We start from the raw sequence: 18,487 nt of genomic DNA, 5'->3' as shown, positions 1-18,487 counted from the left end.
ACGGGCTTAGTATCTTAAACTACCAAATGATCACACGATCTTCTGGTGCGCGCCACATGCCGTCGCCTTCTTTGACATCAAAGGTTTCAAAGAATTCGTCAAAGTTTGGTAATTGGACATTGGTGCGGAGTTTTCCTGGTGCGTGGACATCGACACTTGCGAGGAGTTGCATGTACTCTGTCCGAGCTTTCATGCGCCAGATGCGAGCAAAGTTGGTGAAGAATTCTTCTGCTGAGAAATCTTCCTCTTTCTTAGCGGCTTCAAGGGCTGCAGCGATACCACCGAGGTCTGCTACGTTTTCAGAAACGGTCAATTTCCCGTTGATCTTGGCACCGTAAGAGTCTTGACCTTCGAACTGATCGATGACTTTTTGCGTGCGAGCGGTAAAGGCTTCGTAATCTTCTGGTTTCCACCAGTCTTTCAAGCTACCGTGCTCGTCAAAGGATGCTCCATTGGTGTCAAATGCGTGGGAGATTTCATGGGCAATGACTGCACCGATTCCGCCGTAGTTGGCTGATGATGATTGGTGAAGGTCATAGAAAGGTGCTTGTAAAATCGCTGCTGGGAAGACGATTTGGTTCTGTTGCGGATCATAGTAGGCATTGACCATATTAGCTGGCATGTGCCATTCGCTCCGATCAACTGGTTGGTTCCACTTGCTCCAAGTATGGGCAATGGAAATTTCATAGAGAGCTTGAGCATTTTCAACCAATGTTTTGCTCTCATCGATGATCTTTTTGGCGTATGTTTCTGGTAATTTTTCAGGGTAGCCGATATGTGGTGTGATGACATTGAGTTTGACAATGGCTTTTTCGCGAGTTTCAGGAGCGAGCCAGTCTGCTTTTTCTAAGCGCTCCTTGTAGACGTCAATCATGGTCGCTACTTTATGCTCTACATCTGCTTTTGCTTCTGGTGAAAATTTTTCTCCCGCATACCAGAGTCCAAGCGCTTGGCTATATGGTACTTCTGCTAATGACAAGGCCGCCTTTTCTTTTGGACGAGGTTCTGGAACACCTGCAATCGTACGACTATATTCACCAGCCAAGACACGGATTTCTTCGGTCAAGAATAAAGTCCAATCTACGGCTGCACCGAGTTTCAATCTTGCATGAATAGTTTCCCAGTTGGCTGCTGAATAGAATGTTGGTGCGAATTCCTTCCAGAAACGCTCTTCTGGAACGATGATTTTATCCGGAGTTTGTCCGATCACTTCTGTAAAGAAAGTATCGAGTGGCAATTCTGGAACCAAGGCCTTGAAATCTGCCCACTCATAAGGATGGTAGAGTTTGTTGTACTCGGATCTTTCTTCATTTGACAAGATATATTTGGCCAATTCTGCATCCGACGCAATGACCTTATCCAGGATATCTTTGATTTCTGCCTCTGAGAATTCAAATTTAGGTAAAAGTTTTTCCATCATTTGGCGCCAGATAGCCAGTAGTTCTGGGCCTTTTTCGTTGCCTTCTTCATAGTAGGTCGTATCTGGCAAGATATGAGCCGGCGCTTCTCCCCACAAGACATTCATTTGGGCATTCATATAGTCTGGTGACACGCTAAATGGCATGATATTTGGTTTGCCAGCTAGTTCATAGGCTCCCAGCTTGCTGGTATAGTCTTCAAAAGAAGACAAGGCCTTGATTTCATTGATCAAGGGCATGGCTGGTGCTACACCAGCTGCTTCCCGTGCATCAAAATCTGCCACCATTTTATGGTATTTGACAAAGTTTTGCAGAATGCTGTCTTCAGGCAGCTCTTCTCCCCGTTGCCATTTCCCAGTGATATCCAACATCAAGTTTTCGATGTCTCGATCTAAGTCCATAAAACCACCAGTTGACGGTTTGTCATCAGGAATCACAGCTGTCTCAGCCCATTCCCCATTGACGTAATCATAAAAATCATCTTGTAAACGTACCATGATCTTCTCGCTTTCATTCTTTTCTATTAACCTTATCAAAAATAGGAACTTTTTTCAATGATTACAAGTAAGTTAATCTAAATTATTTTAAAAATTAACTTGACTTAATTTTTTTATTTATGTATATTAATGGTAAAGGAGCAAAATCATGATTCAAATTGAACATCTAAGTGTTGCTTACCAGCAAACACTGGCCTTGGAGGATCTTTCCCTCACCATCCAGGGTCCAACCATCCTAGGCATTCTTGGACCCAACGGAGCTGGAAAATCAACCCTGATCAAGGCCATGCTAGGACTTCTCCCTCATTCGGGAAAGGTCCTGCTCGATCAAAAAGATCTCGGCCAAGCTCTTCAACGAGTGGCCTACGTCGAACAGAAATCCGCTATTGATTTCCACTTCCCCATCACGGTGCGGGAGTGTGTCTCACTGGGCCTCTACCCCCATCTTCCGATCTTCAAGCGAAAAAGTAAAGAAGATCTCCAAAAAGTGGAAAATGCCTTGAAACTTGTCAATCTTCTTGATCTAGCAGATCGCCAGATCGGCCAGCTTTCGGGAGGGCAATTCCAACGGGTGCTAATCGCCCGCTGCTTGGTCCAAGAAGCAGATGTCATCTTTTTGGATGAGCCCTTCGCAGGGATTGACTCCGTCAGCGAAGACATTATCATGCAGACCCTTCAGACCTTGAAACAAGAAGGCAAGACCATTCTGATCGTCCATCACGATCTCAGCAAGGTCCCAGCTTATTTCGACCAGGTCCTCCTCCTTCACCGCAAGCTGATCGCTTTTGGAAAAACAGAGGAAACCTTTACCAAGGAGAATCTGCATGCAGCCTATGGGCATGAACTCTTTATAGGAGGTGGAGTCGGATGATTACAGAATTTATCGATGGATTACAGCAATTCCACTTCTTACAGAATGCCCTGATCACAGCCATTGCCATTGGTATTGTCGCTGGAGCTGTCGGATGCTTCATTATTTTGCGAGGCATGTCTCTCATGGGAGATGCTATCTCGCACGCAGTCCTTCCAGGGGTGGCCCTGTCCTTTATCCTTGGCATCAATTTCTTTATTGGCGCCATTGTCTTTGGGCTTCTAGCTTCCATCCTTATCACCTATATCAAGAGTAACTCCATCATCAAGAGCGACACAGCGATAGGGATTACCTTTTCTTCTTTCCTTGCCTTAGGAGTCATCCTGATTGGAGTCGCCAAAAGTTCCACCGACCTCTTCCACATCCTCTTTGGGAATATCTTGGCCGTGCAAGACCAGGATATGTGGATGACCATCGGTGTTGGGGTGGCGGTCTTGCTGGTAATTGTCCTGCTCTTTCGTCCCTTGCTGCTCACTTCTTTTGATCCCGTTCTGGCTCAATCCATGGGCGTTCGGGTCAAGATCTATCACTACCTCCTCATGGTGCTCTTGACTTTGGTTTCTGTCACTGCTATGCAAAGTGTCGGGACCATTCTGATCGTCGCCATGCTCATCACACCTGCTGCGACAGCCTATCTCTATGCCAATAGCCTCTGGTCCATGATGCTCTTGTCCTCTAGCCTAGGCGCTCTTGCATCCGTTCTGGGACTCTTTATTGGCTATAGTTTGAACATCGCCGTTGGGTCTTGTATTGTCCTCACTTCTGCCGTCTTCTTTCTCATCAGCTTTTTTATCGCTCCTAAGCAGAGAAAGAACAAGCACGCTCTTTCATCTCATTAAAGGAGAAACACATGAAAAAAATCGCTTCTGTCCTCGCCCTCTTTGTGGCGCTCTTATTCGGTCTTCTAGCCTGTAGCAAGGGTTCTTCTTCTGGAGCTTCTGGTAAATTGAAAGTGGTCACCACCAATTCGATCCTTGCAGATATGACCAAAAATATTGCTGGGGATAAGATCGAACTGCACAGTATCGTTCCCGTCGGCAAAGATCCCCACGAATACGAACCACTACCAGAAGATGTCAAAAAAACTTCGCAAGCAGACCTGATCTTCTACAACGGGATCAATCTCGAAACCGGTGGCAATGCTTGGTTTACCAAGTTGGTCAAAAATGCCAATAAAGTTGAAAACAAGGACTATTTCGCAGTTAGCGAGGGAGTCGATGTCATCTATCTAGAAGGCCAAAACCAAGCTGGAAAAGAAGACCCACACGCTTGGCTCAATCTCGAAAACGGGATCCTCTACGCTAAAAACATTGCCAAACAATTGATCGCCAAAGATCCGAAAAACAAGGACTTCTACGAAAAGAATCTAGCTGCTTATACTGAAAAACTCAGTAAGCTCGACCAAAAAGCCAAACAAGCATTCAATAACATCCCAGCAGACAAGAAGATGATCGTAACCAGCGAAGGTTGCTTCAAGTACTTCTCAAAAGCCTATGGCGTCCCATCTGCCTATATCTGGGAAATCAACACTGAAGAAGAAGGGACTCCCGAACAAATCAAAACACTGGTAGAGAAATTGCGTCAAACTAAGGTACCGTCCCTCTTTGTCGAATCCAGTGTCGATGAACGCCCTATGAAAACTGTGTCTAAGGATACCAATATCCCTATCTTTTCAAAAATCTTTACTGACTCGATCGCTAAAGAAGGCGAAGAAGGCGACAGCTACTACAGCATGATGAAATGGAATTTGGAGAAAATCGCAGAAGGTTTGAACAAATAAGATTCCAAACTGATTAGATTCTCAAACAAATCAGTGGCTCTTCCCCCTTCATTGATGTACAATGAAAAGAAAAAAGGAGTCTTTGCTATGACAACATTTTTAGGAAACCCTGTTACCTTTACCGGATCTCAACTTCAAGTTGGCGATACTGCTCATGACTTTTCACTGACCACTCCTAACTTGGAGAAAAAATCTTTGGCTGATTTTGCTGGGAAGAAAAAAGTTCTTAGTGTGATCCCATCTATTGACACAGGTATCTGTTCTACTCAAACACGTCACTTCAACCAGGCCCTCTCTGACATGGAGGACACTGTGGTCTTGACGGTTTCCGTCGACCTTCCTTTCGCCCAAGGTAAATGGTGTGCTGCTGAAGGGATAGAAAATGCCATCATGCTCTCAGACTACTTCGACCATTCCTTCGGGAAGGCTTATGGCCTCTTGATCAATGAATGGCACTTGCTCGCACGCGCTGTCTTGGTCCTAGATGCGGACAACAAGGTCACATACGTTGAATACCTCGACAACATCAACAGCGAACCAAATTACGACGCTGCAATCGAAGCCGTCAAAGCACTTGATTAAAGTAAAAAGAGGTCTACGACCTCTTTTTTATATCTACAAAATCTGTTCAGAGACTTTCCTTAAGTGAGTACGGACGTCAGCGAACTTCTAGGAAGTTCCATGACTTAGTTTTGAACCTAACGTTTCAAAACTCCCGAGTACTTGAAACAACAATGTTTCAAGTACTTTTCTCACGGCGGAAAGGCTCATCACCTGATAGATCAGCTCTAAGAACTTAACTGTTTTAACTTCTTTTAAGAATCTCTTAGGCTATTTTATGTAAAATAACAGTTCTTTCGTTGCTATAAAATCCGATGGAGCCCATTCTGGAGGAGGACCCGCCAGCGTAAGCGAGGGATGCCTCTGAGGAAACTTCGCACGCGCTGTGCTACTTGTTGCTTATAGCTTTTGCCTCCTTGTGCAAAGACTCCTTTTCGACTCCAATAACCTTGCTCTCCGCGGTCATTCTTCGGAGCTAGATAGCGAACACCTTGGCGATAAAGGACCTGCTTGCGAAAGGCTGGGTCCCAAGCTTTGACGGGGTCAATATCTAAGTCCTTATGGGTCCGGCCCCTAGCCAACCCGTAGTTAAAACTGGCACCATTGACAATGCCATTTTCAGAAACTTCTACTGGATCGACTTCATTGAGGAAATGCCCAGCTTGGTCGAGAATATACTCCGTATGAAAATTTAACAAGACTTTGAAATTGACTTGTTGGGGAGCTCCCGATGGATAATGAAGGTGACCTTCTGGCCCTAGGGAGACCTTGTTGTGAAGGCGGGCAGCCGCATAAGCATCCACCGTGACCGCTCTAGCCTCCTGTAGGTAAGCTTGTAAAGCCTCCTCGTCAGTCTGTCCAGCTCTCGCATTATGCGTCCGAATCCATTGTGCCTGGTAACTTGAAAGTAGGTAACGCAACTGGTGAACCTGGCGTTTCAAGAGCTGATCTCCCGACTGATCTGCTAAAGGATCCCTTTCAAAGGCGACCTGCACGACACGTGAAAAAGCCGTCCAAAAGTCGGATCCTGGCGGACAATCTGGAGCCATCCTACTCAGAAGAAAGGCTGTTTCTTCACAAGTTCCAGACAGGTCACTCGGCATAAGGAGAATTTTCATAACGCCCCTCAGCAAGTCTTGGGCAGCAGTTTCCGTTAGATCCTTGATCTCTTGAAACCACATGTTTTGAAACAGAGGACTGGCAAAGAAAAAGACAGACTGGTATTGTTCTTGGTAGGCTTGCGGATCTTTGTATCCCTGCAAGTGCTTCTCTAGATAGGCTAAACTATTCTCTCTCCAGCCTAGTCTCGCTAATTCCCGTCTGTTCATGATGCCATCCTTTCTATGCTTCTATACTACCATCTTTTGGAGCTTGAGACAATTCTCATTACTCCACTAGCGTTTTTGAGGATTTTTTTGATATACTAGAAGTGAGCGAAGAAAAGAGGAAAGCATGACACCAAACAAAGAAGATTACCTCAAGTGCATTTATGAAATTGGCACAGAAGTAGAAAAAATCAGTAATAAAGAAATCGCTAGTCGCATGCAGGTCTCTCCACCCGCTGTGACCGAGATGATTAAGCGCATGATCTCTGAGGGCCTCTTGGTGAAAGATAAGACCCATGGCTATCTACTAACAGATCTGGGCTCGCAATTGGTCTCTGATCTCTACCGCAAGCACCGCTTGATCGAAGTATTTCTGCTGAAAAATCTTGGCTACACAACTGAAGAAGTCCATGAAGAGGCAGAAGTTCTCGAGCATACCGTTTCTGAACATTTCATCGACCGGCTGGATCACATGCTTGGAAATCCTAAGACCTGCCCTCATGGTGGGACAATTCCAAAGAAAGGTGAAAGGCTTGTCGAAGCCTACCAAGACCGTCTCAGTGAAACGACCCAACCTGGTCTGTATATTCTGCAAAGGGTCTATGACACCTATGAATTGTTAAAATTCTTAGACCAGATCCATCTCCAGATTGGCGATACCATCGCGTTTCAACGGTATGATGACTACACAGGCCTCTATCACTTCGTTATACATGAACAAGAAATTTCTATCAACCAAGTGATCGCCCAACAACTCTATATCGAAAAACATGCAGTCTAACCCGACTGCATGTTTTCTTACTTATGGATTTTTTGTATCTAGCAAAATCGTCACCGGACCATCATTGATCAATTCAATCGCCATATCGGCTCCAAAGATCCCTCGTTTGACTGGGACTTCTTTTTCTAATTGATCATTAAAGGCATCATATAACTGACTGGCCATATCTGGCTTGGCAGCCCCTATAAAAGCAGGACGGTTGCCTTTTTTTGTCTCCGCAAAGAGGGTAAATTGAGAGATCGACAAGATTTCTCCTTGGATATCTTTGACCGAAAGATTCATCTTATCTTCCTCATCTGAGAAAATACGCATCTGCGATACCTTGCGGACCGCATAATCTAAATCCTTCTGGTCATCCTCAGGTCCTACTCCCACTAAGAGTAGCAAGCCTTGCTGGATCGCATTGTAGACTTGACCATCAATGGAAACCGAGGCACTCTTGACCCGTTGAATCACTAATTTCATTTTACCATCCTATTTTATAAATCTATCGAGCATTCACTGCTACCCTTGAAAGAACATCAACCACAGACAAGGCAGTGAGACGCAGGCATAACTATAGTTAGACCAGTCGAAATTAACGCAGTATGAAGTCGATTTTCGCAGAAGACTAGCCGTTAGTACGCTTAACAGAGTACACCTCCGGCACACTCTTAATCTTATCCACAACCGTTGTCAACATCGATAGGTTCGGAATCCCAAAGGAAATGTGGATATTGGCAAATTTCATGTCTTTGGTTGGTTGGGCATTGACAGTTGAGATCATCTTAGCTGTATTGGAGAGGACTTGGAGTACATCGTTCAGAAGTCCCGCACGGTTGAGTCCGTATATATCGATGTGGGCGATATAGTCTTTGGTCGTGTTGTTATCTTCCCATTCTACATCAATCAAGCGTTGCTCGTAGTTGTCTTGAGCGCGAAGATTCATACAGTCTCTGCGGTGAATGGCAACACCGCGCCCTTTGGTGATGTAGCCGACAATTTCATCGCCTGGAACTGGGTTACAGCACTTAGCAATCCGAATCAAGAGGCCAGAAGCGCCTTGGATAACCACGCCACCTTCATGACGGACCTTCAAGGTATCTTTTTTATTTTCAACCTTGACCTCGCCACCTTTGACCAGCTCTTCAGCTTCCGCACGCGCCTTAGCTTTTTCCTCTTCGCGACGCTCTTCTTCCGTCAAACGGTTAAAGATAGAAATAGCTCCCACTTCTCCAAAACCGATGGCTGCAAACAAGGCCTCTTCGGTCTTGTAACTGGTCTTTTGCAAGACCTTGTCCATGTGCTTTTTGTCCATGAACTTATTGGCTACCAAGTCATGCTCGTGGAATTGGGCCATCAAGAGGTCACGGCCACGGTTAATCGACAATTCCTTGTCTTGATTTTTAAAGAATTGACGGATTTTGTTACGCGCCTTGCTAGTTTTAACAAGGGTCAGCCAGTCACGGCTCGGACCAAAGGAATTGGCATTGGTGATAATCTCCACCTGATCTCCTGTCCGAAGTTTGGTATTGAGGGGCACCATCCGGCCGTTGACCTTGGCACCAATCGCTTTTTCCCCAACCTTGGTATGGATTTCATAGGCAAAATCGATTGGTCCAGAATCTTTCGGAAGCGAGCGCACGGTTCCGTCTGGTGTGAAGACATAAATTTCTTCTGCTAAAATGTCTTCTTTTACATTTTCTACGAATTCCTTGGCATCGCCTGACTGGTCTTGGAGTTCCATCATCTCCTTAATCCAGTTCATCCCAATGGCAGATTCCTTGCTGTTAACCTGACCCTTGATCCCCTTCTTATAGGCCCAGTGAGCAGCAACCCCGTACTCAGCAACCTCGTGCATTTCCTTGGTTCGGATCTGGAACTCAATCGGTCCTTTAGGGCCGTAGACAGTCGTATGGATGGACTGGTAACCATTGGCCTTCCGGTTGGCAATATAGTCCTTAAAACGCCCCGGCATTGGCTTCCAGAGCTCATGGATGTAGCCCAGCATAGCATAGACATCGCTTGGAGTATCCAGGATACAGCGGATGGCAATCAAGTCATAGATTTCATCGAAGCGTTTCTTTTTATCCTGCATCTTGCGATAGATCGAGTAGATGTGCTTTGGGCGACCATAAATTTTTCCATGCAGATGGCGTTCCCCAGCATAGGTCTCAATCTTGTGGACAACCTCTTCCACCAACTCTTCTCGCTCGCGACGTTTTTCCTTCATCATATGGGAAATCTTGTAGAATTCGACTTCATTCAGATAACGGAAGGACAAATCCTCAAGTTCCCATTTGACGCTGGAAATCCCGAGACGGTGAGCTAGTGGTGCATAGATCTCCATGGTCTCACGCGAAATGCGCTCTTGCTTATCCTTGCGCAAATGCTTGAGGGTACGCATATTATGCAAGCGGTCAGCCAATTTGACCAAAATGACACGGATATCTTGAGACATGGCCATGAGCATCTTGCGATGGTTTTCCGCCAACTGCTCTTCATGGGACTTGTACTTGACCTTCCCGAGCTTGGTCACCCCATCGACAATCACGCGCACATCATGACCAAATTCGCGCTCTAAATCATCTAAAGTCGCATCCGTATCTTCTACGACATCATGCAAAAAGCCACAGGCGACCGTCACAGCATCCAGTTTCAGCTTGGCAAGGATTCCTGCTACTTGAATTGGGTGGATGATATAAGGCTCGCCAGACTGACGGAATTGCCCATTATGGCAATCAACAGCATAGACCAAAGCCTTTTGCACAAAAGCAACATCTTCAGGTGATAAATATTTTTTTGTAAGGGCAACGACTTGGTCCCCTGTTAAATTCTCTTCTTTCGGCATGTATTTTCTCCAGTTTCTTGGATACTATTTTAACACTTTTAGAAGCAGATGGGAACCAATGAAGCTACTTTAATATACGGATACTTCTCGAAGATCATTCTGGGATCCACCTTGCTTTCATCATTCTTGTAAAAAAACTAACGAAGCGATTTCTTCACTTCGTTAGTTCATTAATTCTGTAACAACACTCACGGCGCTGAGAGCATAGAGTGGGGCTGTTTCTGCTCGTAGGATGCGAGGCCCAAGTCCTGCAAGGACTGCTCCTTTAGCTGTAAAACTTTCAATTTCTGCAGGGGATAGACCACCCTCTGGTCCAAAGATCAAGAGCAGTTTACTTCCAGCTTCCAATCCTGTCAGCGACTGAAGTAAAGCTGCCACCTCACCTTCTTTAGCTGACTCTTCATAGGCCACCACGATCCGGTCAAACTGGTCGAACTGAGCCAGAAAGTCTGCCTTTTTCTCAAAAAGGGTAATGCTTGGGACCAAATTCCGCTTGCTTTGCTCGGCTGCTCCAAGGGCAATTTTTTCTAGTTTTTCGACCTTTTTACCCAACTTCTTGCCATCCCACTTGGCGACTGACCAGCCTGCAGGGAAGGCCCAAATCTGGCTGGCACCCAGTTCCGTTACTTTCTGAGTGATGAACTCCAGCTTGTCTCCCTTGGGAAAGCCTGATGCAATGGTCACTTGGACTGGCAGTTCCACATTGTCAACTAATTCCTCGATTAGCTCCAACTGACGGGATTCTACATTGACCACGCGCGCCAAGCGCTTGATCCCATCATCAAAAACTAAAGTCACCTCATCATCTTCTTTTAAGCGCATGACCTGAAACATGTGCTTGCTGTTTTCCTTGTCCTCTATGGTCACAGGTGAGCTAGCCAAGCCTTTTACAAAATACTGCTGCATGCTAGCCTCCAATCACACCGGAGACATCCTTGGTCTTCTTGAAGACGCAGGCATTCCATTCCCCTTGGATCATGTGGGTTTCAAGGAAAAATCCAGCCGACTCAGCCGACTCACGCACCATGTCCCACTTGTCCTTGATAATACCACTCATGATCAGGTAACCTTCATCCTTGACCAAACGATAAGCATCCTCTGTCAGATGGATCAGGATATCCGCCAAGATATTGGCCACGATGACATCTGCCTCAATCTCCACGCCTTTAAGCAAATCGCCTGGGGCTACATGAATGTTTTCCATACCCGGATTGAGCTCAATATTTTCCTGAGCGACGCGAACCGCTACGTCATCCAAGTCATAGGCAAAGATTTCCTTAGCGCCAAGAAGCGAGCTAGCAATAGAAAGGACACCGGAACCAGTCCCTACATCTAATACCGTTTCCCCACCACGGAGAACCTGCTCCAAGGCAAAGAGGCTCATCTTGGTTGTTGGGTGGGTTCCTGTTCCAAAGGCCATACCTGGATCCAGCTTGATAATCTTTTCTCCAGCAGTGGCCTCATAGTCTGTCCATGACGGCACGATGGTCAAGTCATGGGTAATGCGAGCTGGTTCATAGTATTTCTTCCAGTTGTCTGCCCAGTCTTCCTCAGCCAAGGCAGTCGTGCCAATCTTAACCTCTCCCAGATCCATAATGTCTGTCAATTCTGCTAAGCGAGCCTGCAAGTCCGCTTCAACCGCTGCTACATCAACCGTTTCCGGGTAGTAGGCCGTCACCACGATTTCTTCTTGCTGCTCGACCTCAGGAAAAATCTCACCGAAACGGTCGACATTCCCCACATAGTCCATGCTGTCTTCAATCGCTACCCCTTGGGCGCCTAATTCAATCAAGAGGTTGGAGACCAGCTCCTCTCCCTCACGCTTGACTGTAACTTTTAACTCTTGCCATGTTTCCATCATTAAGATACCAAGCCCGTAAAACACAAAGCCAAAATAGGAAACTCTCTGAAGACGTTTGTGTCTAAGAGAAGTTTATCTTTTTGGCACCGTGTTTAGGGCGGGTTCAGTTTAGAAATGTAACTGAACCATCCTTTCTATTTGTCAATCAATTTTTTCATGTAGACCATATCCATGCCTTCTTTTTCAGGCTCGATATGGGTTTGATGGTAGCCATTCTTCTCGTAGAAGGCGACCATGCCTGCATCTTGTAACACCGTACACAAATCCCATTGTCTAACGGTTGAAAATTCCTCTTCTAGTAAGCGCAATCCTTCAGATCCATACCCTTTTCCCTGATACGGAGGCAGAATCGCTGCGGTCCCCAACCAAGCTTCCGTTAACTCTTCATTGGTATGAATTCGTAAAAAACCAATCTTATCTTCGTTTTCTTTGACAAAGTAGTAATAGCTATTGGGACGCTCCAATAATTTCCATTTGATTCGCTCGCGATCCTCCAGATAGGGATCATATTCATCTTGGTATTTGTCATAGACTGCCTTAAAACTGGCTCTTTGAATGGCAATAATGGTTTCTAAATCCTCTGCTCCCGCTCGAACAAGTGTTATCATAAACCTTCCTCCAAATAATCCCTCAATCTCCCCTGTAGCTGAGGCACTGCCTGTTTAGACTTCAAAAATTCCTCAATAGGCATCAGTTTATAGGCCTGTCCTTCATTCCCAAAGGTAATATTGTCAAATTGTTCTTGTCTTAGCTGACCAACCATAAAGACCGATTGCTTGTCTTTAAAGATTACGCTAGGATAAATCTTGCTCCAAAGCAGACAGTCTTCATCTAAATGAATTCCCAATTCCTCATAAACTTCACGCGCTGCGCACTCGAAAGGGCTTTCGTTTCCTTCACGACCACCACCTGGCAACTCCCACATGTTGGGACAAGGGATATCGTCCTTGTCATCACGTAAGATAGTCAAGACCTTATCCCCACAAATCAAGGCAATCTTGCAACCTTGGAAATCCATTCTGCTATCCAATAATTCCATGATATTTACTCTTTTCTATGATAACAATTACTCTCTAGGAAAATACGAGCTAGCTTTCTTCGATTACTTTTTGGCACTCTGCATCCCAGTATGCTTGCCATCTGCCATGTTTTTTAGCAAAATAAACCGTAAACTCATCATTTACATAATCTGCAACATAGCGAAGATTAGGCGGGTTTTCCTCAAAACTTAATATCCAAGGATGGAAGTAAAAGGTTTTCTCCCACCTCTTCTGAGTATAGCCTAGATCCTTAGCATACTGAGGGATGGGTTGTTGCAACTCGCTTTCCAAATGGGACTGAATGGCATTGTCAAAACTATTCAAACGAGCTAATAGTTGCTTAAACTGATCTTCCTCCTCAATTTTGAAATCACCTATGAACTCAAATTCTGCAAAGTCTATAGAAAATTCAAATAATGTGATTTTACCATCCTCAACATAGTGCCCATCTTCATCAACACAACAACGAGTTCCTGACTTCAATACTCGCTCAAAATCTAAATTCGCAAAGCGATTGCGGGGCAGAATGCAAACTGATTGCTCAGATTTATCTGACCTTCTCCTGAAAAACTGTTTGACTTTTTCTAGCATAGTTTTCCCCTTCTCCTTGAATCCAGTATTCAAAAAAACACTTAGAATCTTTTCTAATATCTCGGATAGGGATAAAAGGTGCTTTCTTCTAGGCCAACTTTGCCTTCTTCAAAAACTTCTTGGTTCCAGACGATCTCAAAGCTCTCTGCTTCTTCGTCTGCCAAGAAATCCATGAGCTCATCCAAGGCCAGCTCGGCTGTATCTCGAAGGAAAGTCGCAAAATAGGCTAGAAACTCACGAGACAAGCCTTTTTTAGGCTCATAAGGAATCGCTGTTAAATAGGCATCTTCCTCCACATGAGACTTGGCTGGATTGTAGAAGAGCACGGCTTCTTCAAAGAAGATATCCTCATCAGATTCTTCGCCTGCTTCATCAACCAGGGCAACCCCTCCCGTATTCTGTGCTTCCAAGAGAAAAGCCACTTCTACCGCATGGTTTTTCTTATCCCAATTGATCTCAAAATCAAAAGGAAAAACCTTGTCCATCTCCTCTTCTAAAACATCCAAAAATCCGTATTTAGACATAGCGTCCTCTTTCTAATTTCCCACTCTTAGAGCGGAATATGATACAATAGTTACTACAATCTTACCATAAAAACCGCCTCTTTGAAAGGAGACAAAGCTAGAAAGGAGAAGGAAATGCCCGACAATCTCGCACTCCGTATGCGACCACGAACGATCGATCAAGTCATCGGTCAACAGCACCTGGTTGGAGAAGGCAAAATCATTCGTCGCATGGTCGAGGCCAATCGTCTGTCCTCTATGATTCTCTATGGACCTCCGGGGATCGGAAAGACCAGTATTGCTTCTGCGATCGCAGGAACGACTAAGTATGCCTTTCGGACCTTTAATGCAACAGTTGACAGTAAAAAACGCCTACAAGAAATCGCAGAGGAGGCCAAATTTTCTGGTGGCTTGGTCCTGCTCTTGGACGAGATCCATCGCCTCGATAAAACCAAGCAAGATTTTCTCCTGCCTTTGCTCGAAAGTGGTCTTGTCATCATGATCGGTGCAACGACTGAAAATCCCTTTTTCTCTGTCACACCCGCTATTCGTAGCCGCGTACAAATCTTTGAGCTGGAACCGTTGACGACGGAGGAGGTCAAGCAAGCTCTAAAAACGGCGCTGGATGATCCCGACCGTGGCTTTGATTTTCCAGTCGTGCTCGATGAGGACGCTTTGGATTTCATCGCTACCTCAACCAATGGAGATCTTCGCTCTGCCTTTAATTCTCTCGATCTGGCGGTGCTGTCGACCTCTGAAAATGCAGAAGGAATTCGCCATATTACGCTAGAGATCATGGAAAACAGTCTCCAGCGCAGCTACATCACCATGGACAAAGATGGAGACGGCCACTACGACGTGCTCTCTGCTCTGCAAAAATCTATCCGTGGTTCGGATGTCGATGCTAGTCTCCACTATGCAGCTCGTTTGATCGAAGCCGGAGATCTACCCAGCCTAGCTCGTCGCTTGACTGTCATCGCTTATGAGGATATCGGTCTGGCCAATCCAGATGCGCAGATTCATACCGTGACAGCGTTACAAGCAGCTGAGCGCATCGGCTTTCCTGAGGCCCGCATTCTCATCGCCAACATCGTCATCGATCTAGCCCTTTCGCCGAAATCCAACTCAGCCTACGTTGCCATGGACAAGGCGCTGGCTGATCTTAGAAGTTCTGGCAACCTTCCTATTCCTCGCCACCTCCGCGATGGTCATTATGCTGGAAGCAAGGAACTGGGAAATGCGCAAAACTATAAATACCCTCACAACTACCCTGGCAACTGGGTCAATCAGGACTACTTGCCAGACAAGCTCAAACACGCTTCCTACTTTATTCCCAATGAAAATGGCAAGTACGAGCGTGCTCTCGGAGCCACCAAGGAGAAGATTGATCAATTTAAGAAAAAGTGACATCGGTTTCAAAAAATTGAGATTTTTCCTTGAAATATTTTCAAAATGTGGTATCATATACATATAGAAACGCTGTGGTGTACGACTTCACACTTAAGTGTTGACCGACTATTTTTTGTATTATTAGGGAAACAAAAGACTTCTGGCAGTATGCAGGCCGTTTCACGCGGAAGCAGCTAAGTCAGAGCGAGTTGCCCACCTGCTTAATTGCGCGGGTTCAATACAAATCGTGAAGTATCGGCACCAATACAGCTTTTTATATTTGCCTCCTTAGCTCAGTTGGTAGAGCAGTAGACTCTTAATCTATGGGTCACAGGTTCGAGCCCTGTAGGGGGCATCTACATACAACAGGAAAAAGCCTTGATTTACAAGGCTTTTTTGTTTGTCTATAACTGATTTGCCCCATCATTTGCCCCACATTTTTTTATGAGCAATCTTTCCAGACATCTCTGACTACGAAAAACAAAAAAGCTATCCTACCTTTGCAAATTTAGATAAGATAGCAGAATATTTTAATGCAACTCCAACTCAACTTTTTGGAACAAGTAAGGAGATTGAATTAGAAAAGAGTGTTCTTGAATCGAATGAATACTCTGATAAAGTAAGTGAGATCTTAAAGGCTGTCAAATACATCGAACATTTTCTAGAAACTGATGGACAGTACTTAGAGGATTTACTTTACCTAACAAGAGGCAACCAACTATACACAGAAGATGGAGATGAGTTGTATATTGATCCAACTTCTCAGAAAAGAACATTTCATAACCAATATGAACCTGGTTTTATTGTAGCAAGAGATAAATCCCCACTAGAACTCTTAATTGAAAATAAGGACCTATTAGATTAAAAAAGCGAGGATATGTACTGATCCCAAAAGTTAGACAGAAAAAAATCTAACTTTTGGGATCAGTACATTTTCAACTCTCTTATTTATTTTCTTATCTCACATAATTACTTCACATGTCCAGGCTCATCAAATTCATTTTTTTCAATAACATATGCCACATTTGCATCCTTATTGATCAAAGAACATATATCTATTATATTACAAAAAGCTCTCTGACCGCAAAATTCCGTTAATTTACTACCTTATTCCTACTTTCTATTTTCTATTTTACTTTTCTGATAAATAAGATTATAATAAGGGGTATTTATTTTCGGAGGTTTTTATGTCATTTCTATCAAAAAATTGGGCAGGACTGTTAGCCTGTCTGATCATTTCTATCATCTCTTGGGTTTTAGGAGGCTTTCTGCCTGTTGTGGGAGCACCTGTTTTCGCCATTTTTATCGGAATGATTCTCTACCCCTTTCTCACTCCCTATAAACAACTGGATGCTGGTTTGACTTATAGCTCCAAAAAATTGCTTCAGTATGCTGTTATCTTACTTGGTTTTGGACTCAATATCTCTCAAGTTTTCGCAGTTGGAAAATCTTCCCTTCCTGTCATCCTTTCGACTATTTCTATCGCTTTAATTATTGCTTTCTTTTTCCAACGATTTTTTAACATGGATACAAAGCTAGCTACCTTGATTGGGGTAGGCTCTTCTATCTGTGGCGGTTCTGCCATTGCAGCGACTGCTCCTGTTATTCACGCCAAGGAAAAAGAAGTAGCCCAAGCCATTTCTGTTATCTTTTTCTTCAATGTCTTGGCAGCTCTTATCTTTCCAACTCTAGGTTCTTGGCTCCATCTCTCCAACGAAGGTTTTGCTCTCTTTGCGGGTACTGCGGTCAACGATACTTCCTCAGTAACAGCCACAGCTAGCGCCTGGGATAGTCTGTATCATACCAATACTCTAGAATCTGCAACCATTGTCAAACTGACTCGTACCTTAGCTATTATCCCTATTACTCTCTTCCTCTCCTATTGGCAAAGCCGTCAACAAGACAACAACCAAGGAGTAAAGCTTAAAAAAATCTTCCCCGTTTTCATTCTCTACTTCATCCTAGCTTCTCTGCTAACTACCGTCCTTACTTCTTTTGGTGTTAGCAATAGCTTCTTTTCACCTCTCAAACAGCTCTCCAAATTCCTCATCATCATGGCTATGAGTGCTATTGGTCTCAAAACTAACCTCGTTGCTATGATCAAATCCAGTGGAAAATCCATTCTTCTTGGAGCCCTTTGCTGGATTGCTATCATCCTGACTAGTCTTGGCATGCAATTACTCATCGGTATTTTCTAAGAAAAAAGGGAGCCTAAAGGCTACCTCAGAACGTAGACAGACGTCATTTTTGGCGTTTGTCTTTTTGTATGTTCAAAGATATTTTGTCTTATCATCTACTATTCCATCCAAAAATCTGATTTAAAGCAAAATAAAAAGGGATATTCCCTATCCATTTCGATAATTTTTTCATTAATTTGTTTTTCCATTTTATCCTCCGATTAGTCTCGCACTGATATTTATTGATAACAACACTATATTTCTAGTATAGCATAATCATTAGATATTATAGGTTTTCAAACCAAATGAGAGTCATTCGTTTTTGCCCCATTTTTAAATCATGACATTGGAAATACCTAAAAGTACTTCCCTAAAATCACTTATATTTCAATATTTTTAATTACTCTCAATATGAAAATCCTTTCCAAATCCATGCAGGGGGCATCTAAATCAACAGGAAAAAGCCTTGATTTATAAGGCTTTTTTGCTTGTCTATAACTGATTTGCCCCATCATTTGCCCCACATTTTTTTATGAGCAATCTTTCCAGACATCTCTGATTACGAAAAACAAAAAAGCTATCCTACCTTTGCAAATTTAGATAAGATAGCAGAATATTTTAATGCAACTCCAACTCAACTATTTGGAACTAGTAAAGAGATTGAGTTAGAAAAGAGTGTTCTTGAATCTAATGAATACTCTGATAAAGTAAGTGAGATTTTAAAAGCTGTCAAATACATCGAAGATTTTCTAGAAACTGATGGACAGTACTTAGAGGATTTACTTTACTTAACAAGAGGCAACCAACTATACACAGAAGATGGAGATGAGTTGTATATTGATCCAACTTCTCAGAAAAGAACA

19 protein-coding genes, 1 tRNA gene and 1 other RNA gene are annotated in these 18,487 nt (G+C 44.0%); 11 read left to right on the top strand and 10 right to left on the bottom strand.

Annotation, left to right across the window (positions count from 1 at the left end; genetic code table 11):
- Positions 1 to 19 precede the first annotated feature (19 nt).
- Positions 20 to 1,915, bottom strand: coding sequence for a M13 family metallopeptidase (locus P5Y91_RS06695; protein ID WP_277839177.1), 1,896 nt, complete (start codon positions 1,913 to 1,915; stop codon positions 20 to 22).
- Positions 1,916 to 2,063: 148 nt separating this feature from the next.
- Between P5Y91_RS06695 and P5Y91_RS06690 the strand changes: the two genes are divergently transcribed.
- From P5Y91_RS06690 to tpx, 4 genes are all read left to right on the top strand, one after another.
- On the top strand, positions 2,064 to 2,786 hold the full coding sequence (locus P5Y91_RS06690; RefSeq protein ID WP_277839176.1) for a metal ABC transporter ATP-binding protein: 723 nt from the start codon (positions 2,064 to 2,066) through the stop codon (positions 2,784 to 2,786).
- Entirely contained in the window at positions 2,783 to 3,625 is an 843-nt protein-coding gene (locus tag P5Y91_RS06685; RefSeq protein ID WP_003009914.1) for a metal ABC transporter permease, read from the top strand. Before P5Y91_RS06690 ends, P5Y91_RS06685 begins: the two co-directional genes overlap by 4 nt.
- An 11-nt stretch (positions 3,626 to 3,636) precedes the next feature.
- On the top strand, positions 3,637 to 4,566 hold the full coding sequence (fimA, locus tag P5Y91_RS06680) for a metal ABC transporter substrate-binding lipoprotein/fibrin-binding adhesin FimA (protein WP_195487387.1): 930 nt from the start codon (positions 3,637 to 3,639) through the stop codon (positions 4,564 to 4,566).
- A gap of 87 nt (positions 4,567 to 4,653) precedes the next feature.
- A complete protein-coding gene (tpx, locus tag P5Y91_RS06675; protein ID WP_040802778.1) occupies positions 4,654 to 5,148 on the top strand; it encodes a thiol peroxidase in 495 nt (164 codons plus the stop codon).
- A 281-nt stretch (positions 5,149 to 5,429) separates the two neighbouring features.
- Here tpx and P5Y91_RS06670 read toward each other — a convergent pair whose 3' ends face one another.
- The gene (locus P5Y91_RS06670; RefSeq protein ID WP_277839175.1) at positions 5,430 to 6,455 is read right to left on the bottom strand and encodes a DUF3114 domain-containing protein; all 1,026 of its coding nucleotides are present in this window, start codon (positions 6,453 to 6,455) and stop codon (positions 5,430 to 5,432) included.
- Between the two features lie 124 nt (positions 6,456 to 6,579).
- On the opposite strand from P5Y91_RS06670, the gene P5Y91_RS06665 reads away from it, so the two are divergent.
- Positions 6,580 to 7,233, top strand: a complete 654-nt coding sequence (locus P5Y91_RS06665; RefSeq protein WP_277839174.1) for a metal-dependent transcriptional regulator — start codon at positions 6,580 to 6,582, stop codon at positions 7,231 to 7,233.
- A 21-nt stretch (positions 7,234 to 7,254) separates the two neighbouring features.
- On the opposite strand, the gene dtd is transcribed toward P5Y91_RS06665, so the two are convergent.
- The 8 genes from dtd to P5Y91_RS06625 form a co-directional block, all read right to left on the bottom strand.
- Positions 7,255 to 7,698: a D-aminoacyl-tRNA deacylase gene (gene dtd, locus P5Y91_RS06660; RefSeq protein WP_150905184.1), complete on the bottom strand. Its 444-nt coding sequence runs from the start codon at positions 7,696 to 7,698 to the stop codon at positions 7,255 to 7,257.
- 145 nt (positions 7,699 to 7,843) lie between these two features.
- Positions 7,844 to 10,063 carry a RelA/SpoT family protein gene (locus P5Y91_RS06655; protein WP_277839173.1) on the bottom strand — a complete coding sequence of 740 codons (2,220 nt, stop codon included), beginning with the start codon at positions 10,061 to 10,063 and terminating at the stop codon, positions 7,844 to 7,846.
- 162 nt (positions 10,064 to 10,225) lie between these two features.
- The gene (locus tag P5Y91_RS06650; RefSeq protein ID WP_277839172.1) at positions 10,226 to 10,969 is read right to left on the bottom strand and encodes a 16S rRNA (uracil(1498)-N(3))-methyltransferase; all 744 of its coding nucleotides are present in this window, start codon (positions 10,967 to 10,969) and stop codon (positions 10,226 to 10,228) included.
- A 1-nt stretch (position 10,970) separates the two neighbouring features.
- Positions 10,971 to 11,921 (bottom strand): 50S ribosomal protein L11 methyltransferase, encoded by a 951-nt coding sequence (gene prmA / locus P5Y91_RS06645; protein ID WP_277839202.1) that lies wholly within the window; start codon positions 11,919 to 11,921, stop codon positions 10,971 to 10,973.
- Positions 11,922 to 12,058: 137 nt separating this feature from the next.
- Entirely contained in the window at positions 12,059 to 12,532 is a 474-nt protein-coding gene (locus P5Y91_RS06640) for a GNAT family N-acetyltransferase (protein WP_277839171.1), read from the bottom strand.
- Positions 12,529 to 12,963: an NUDIX hydrolase gene (locus tag P5Y91_RS06635; protein ID WP_031574864.1), complete on the bottom strand. Its 435-nt coding sequence runs from the start codon at positions 12,961 to 12,963 to the stop codon at positions 12,529 to 12,531. The genes P5Y91_RS06640 and P5Y91_RS06635 overlap by 4 nt, the downstream gene beginning before the upstream one ends.
- Positions 12,964 to 13,012: 49 nt before the next feature.
- The gene (locus P5Y91_RS06630) at positions 13,013 to 13,555 is read right to left on the bottom strand and encodes a hypothetical protein (RefSeq protein ID WP_031574862.1); all 543 of its coding nucleotides are present in this window, start codon (positions 13,553 to 13,555) and stop codon (positions 13,013 to 13,015) included.
- 53 nt (positions 13,556 to 13,608) lie between these two features.
- The gene (locus P5Y91_RS06625) at positions 13,609 to 14,079 is read right to left on the bottom strand and encodes a DUF3013 family protein (RefSeq protein ID WP_003009881.1); all 471 of its coding nucleotides are present in this window, start codon (positions 14,077 to 14,079) and stop codon (positions 13,609 to 13,611) included.
- A 114-nt stretch (positions 14,080 to 14,193) separates the two neighbouring features.
- Between P5Y91_RS06625 and P5Y91_RS06620 the strand changes: the two genes are divergently transcribed.
- The 6 genes from P5Y91_RS06620 to P5Y91_RS06595 form a co-directional block, all read left to right on the top strand.
- Positions 14,194 to 15,465, top strand: coding sequence for a replication-associated recombination protein A (locus P5Y91_RS06620; RefSeq protein WP_037608262.1), 1,272 nt, complete (start codon positions 14,194 to 14,196; stop codon positions 15,463 to 15,465).
- 66 nt (positions 15,466 to 15,531) lie between these two features.
- Positions 15,532 to 15,724, top strand: a non-coding RNA gene (ssrS, locus tag P5Y91_RS06615) — 6S RNA.
- A gap of 5 nt (positions 15,725 to 15,729) precedes the next feature.
- Positions 15,730 to 15,802, top strand: a tRNA-Lys gene (locus P5Y91_RS06610).
- A gap of 96 nt (positions 15,803 to 15,898) precedes the next feature.
- The gene (locus P5Y91_RS06605; RefSeq protein WP_081103087.1) at positions 15,899 to 16,312 is read left to right on the top strand and encodes a helix-turn-helix domain-containing protein; all 414 of its coding nucleotides are present in this window, start codon (positions 15,899 to 15,901) and stop codon (positions 16,310 to 16,312) included.
- Between the two features lie 322 nt (positions 16,313 to 16,634).
- Positions 16,635 to 17,645: a YeiH family protein gene (locus tag P5Y91_RS06600; RefSeq protein ID WP_031576934.1), complete on the top strand. Its 1,011-nt coding sequence runs from the start codon at positions 16,635 to 16,637 to the stop codon at positions 17,643 to 17,645.
- A gap of 518 nt (positions 17,646 to 18,163) precedes the next feature.
- On the top strand, positions 18,164 to 18,487 hold a 324-nt coding region (locus tag P5Y91_RS06595; RefSeq protein ID WP_277839201.1), incomplete at its 3' end, for a helix-turn-helix domain-containing protein.

It is taken from the genome of Streptococcus taoyuanensis (assembly GCF_029589235.1).
GTDB lineage: Bacteria > Bacillota > Bacilli > Lactobacillales > Streptococcaceae > Streptococcus > Streptococcus taoyuanensis.
The sequence above is the reverse complement of the archived record's forward strand: the minus strand, read 5'-3'. Positions and strand labels throughout refer to the sequence as shown.

Bases quoted from the DNA above. Each gene is read 5' to 3' on its own strand.
- P5Y91_RS06695 (WP_277839177.1), bottom strand. From the start codon at position 1,915: ATGGTACGTTTACAAGATGATTTTTATGATTACGTCAATGGGGAATGG.
- P5Y91_RS06690 (WP_277839176.1), top strand. From the start codon at position 2,064: ATGATTCAAATTGAACATCTAAGTGTTGCTTACCAGCAAACACTGGCC.
- P5Y91_RS06685 (WP_003009914.1), top strand. From the start codon at position 2,783: ATGATTACAGAATTTATCGATGGATTACAGCAATTCCACTTCTTACAG.
- fimA (WP_195487387.1), top strand. From the start codon at position 3,637: ATGAAAAAAATCGCTTCTGTCCTCGCCCTCTTTGTGGCGCTCTTATTC.
- tpx (WP_040802778.1), top strand. From the start codon at position 4,654: ATGACAACATTTTTAGGAAACCCTGTTACCTTTACCGGATCTCAACTT.
- P5Y91_RS06670 (WP_277839175.1), bottom strand. From the start codon at position 6,455: ATGAACAGACGGGAATTAGCGAGACTAGGCTGGAGAGAGAATAGTTTA.
- P5Y91_RS06665 (WP_277839174.1), top strand. From the start codon at position 6,580: ATGACACCAAACAAAGAAGATTACCTCAAGTGCATTTATGAAATTGGC.
- dtd (WP_150905184.1), bottom strand. From the start codon at position 7,698: ATGAAATTAGTGATTCAACGGGTCAAGAGTGCCTCGGTTTCCATTGAT.
- P5Y91_RS06655 (WP_277839173.1), bottom strand. From the start codon at position 10,063: ATGCCGAAAGAAGAGAATTTAACAGGGGACCAAGTCGTTGCCCTTACA.
- P5Y91_RS06650 (WP_277839172.1), bottom strand. From the start codon at position 10,969: ATGCAGCAGTATTTTGTAAAAGGCTTGGCTAGCTCACCTGTGACCATA.
- prmA (WP_277839202.1), bottom strand. From the start codon at position 11,921: ATGGAAACATGGCAAGAGTTAAAAGTTACAGTCAAGCGTGAGGGAGAG.
- P5Y91_RS06640 (WP_277839171.1), bottom strand. From the start codon at position 12,532: ATGATAACACTTGTTCGAGCGGGAGCAGAGGATTTAGAAACCATTATT.
- P5Y91_RS06635 (WP_031574864.1), bottom strand. From the start codon at position 12,963: ATGGAATTATTGGATAGCAGAATGGATTTCCAAGGTTGCAAGATTGCC.
- P5Y91_RS06630 (WP_031574862.1), bottom strand. From the start codon at position 13,555: ATGCTAGAAAAAGTCAAACAGTTTTTCAGGAGAAGGTCAGATAAATCT.
- P5Y91_RS06625 (WP_003009881.1), bottom strand. From the start codon at position 14,079: ATGTCTAAATACGGATTTTTGGATGTTTTAGAAGAGGAGATGGACAAG.
- P5Y91_RS06620 (WP_037608262.1), top strand. From the start codon at position 14,194: ATGCCCGACAATCTCGCACTCCGTATGCGACCACGAACGATCGATCAA.
- P5Y91_RS06600 (WP_031576934.1), top strand. From the start codon at position 16,635: ATGTCATTTCTATCAAAAAATTGGGCAGGACTGTTAGCCTGTCTGATC.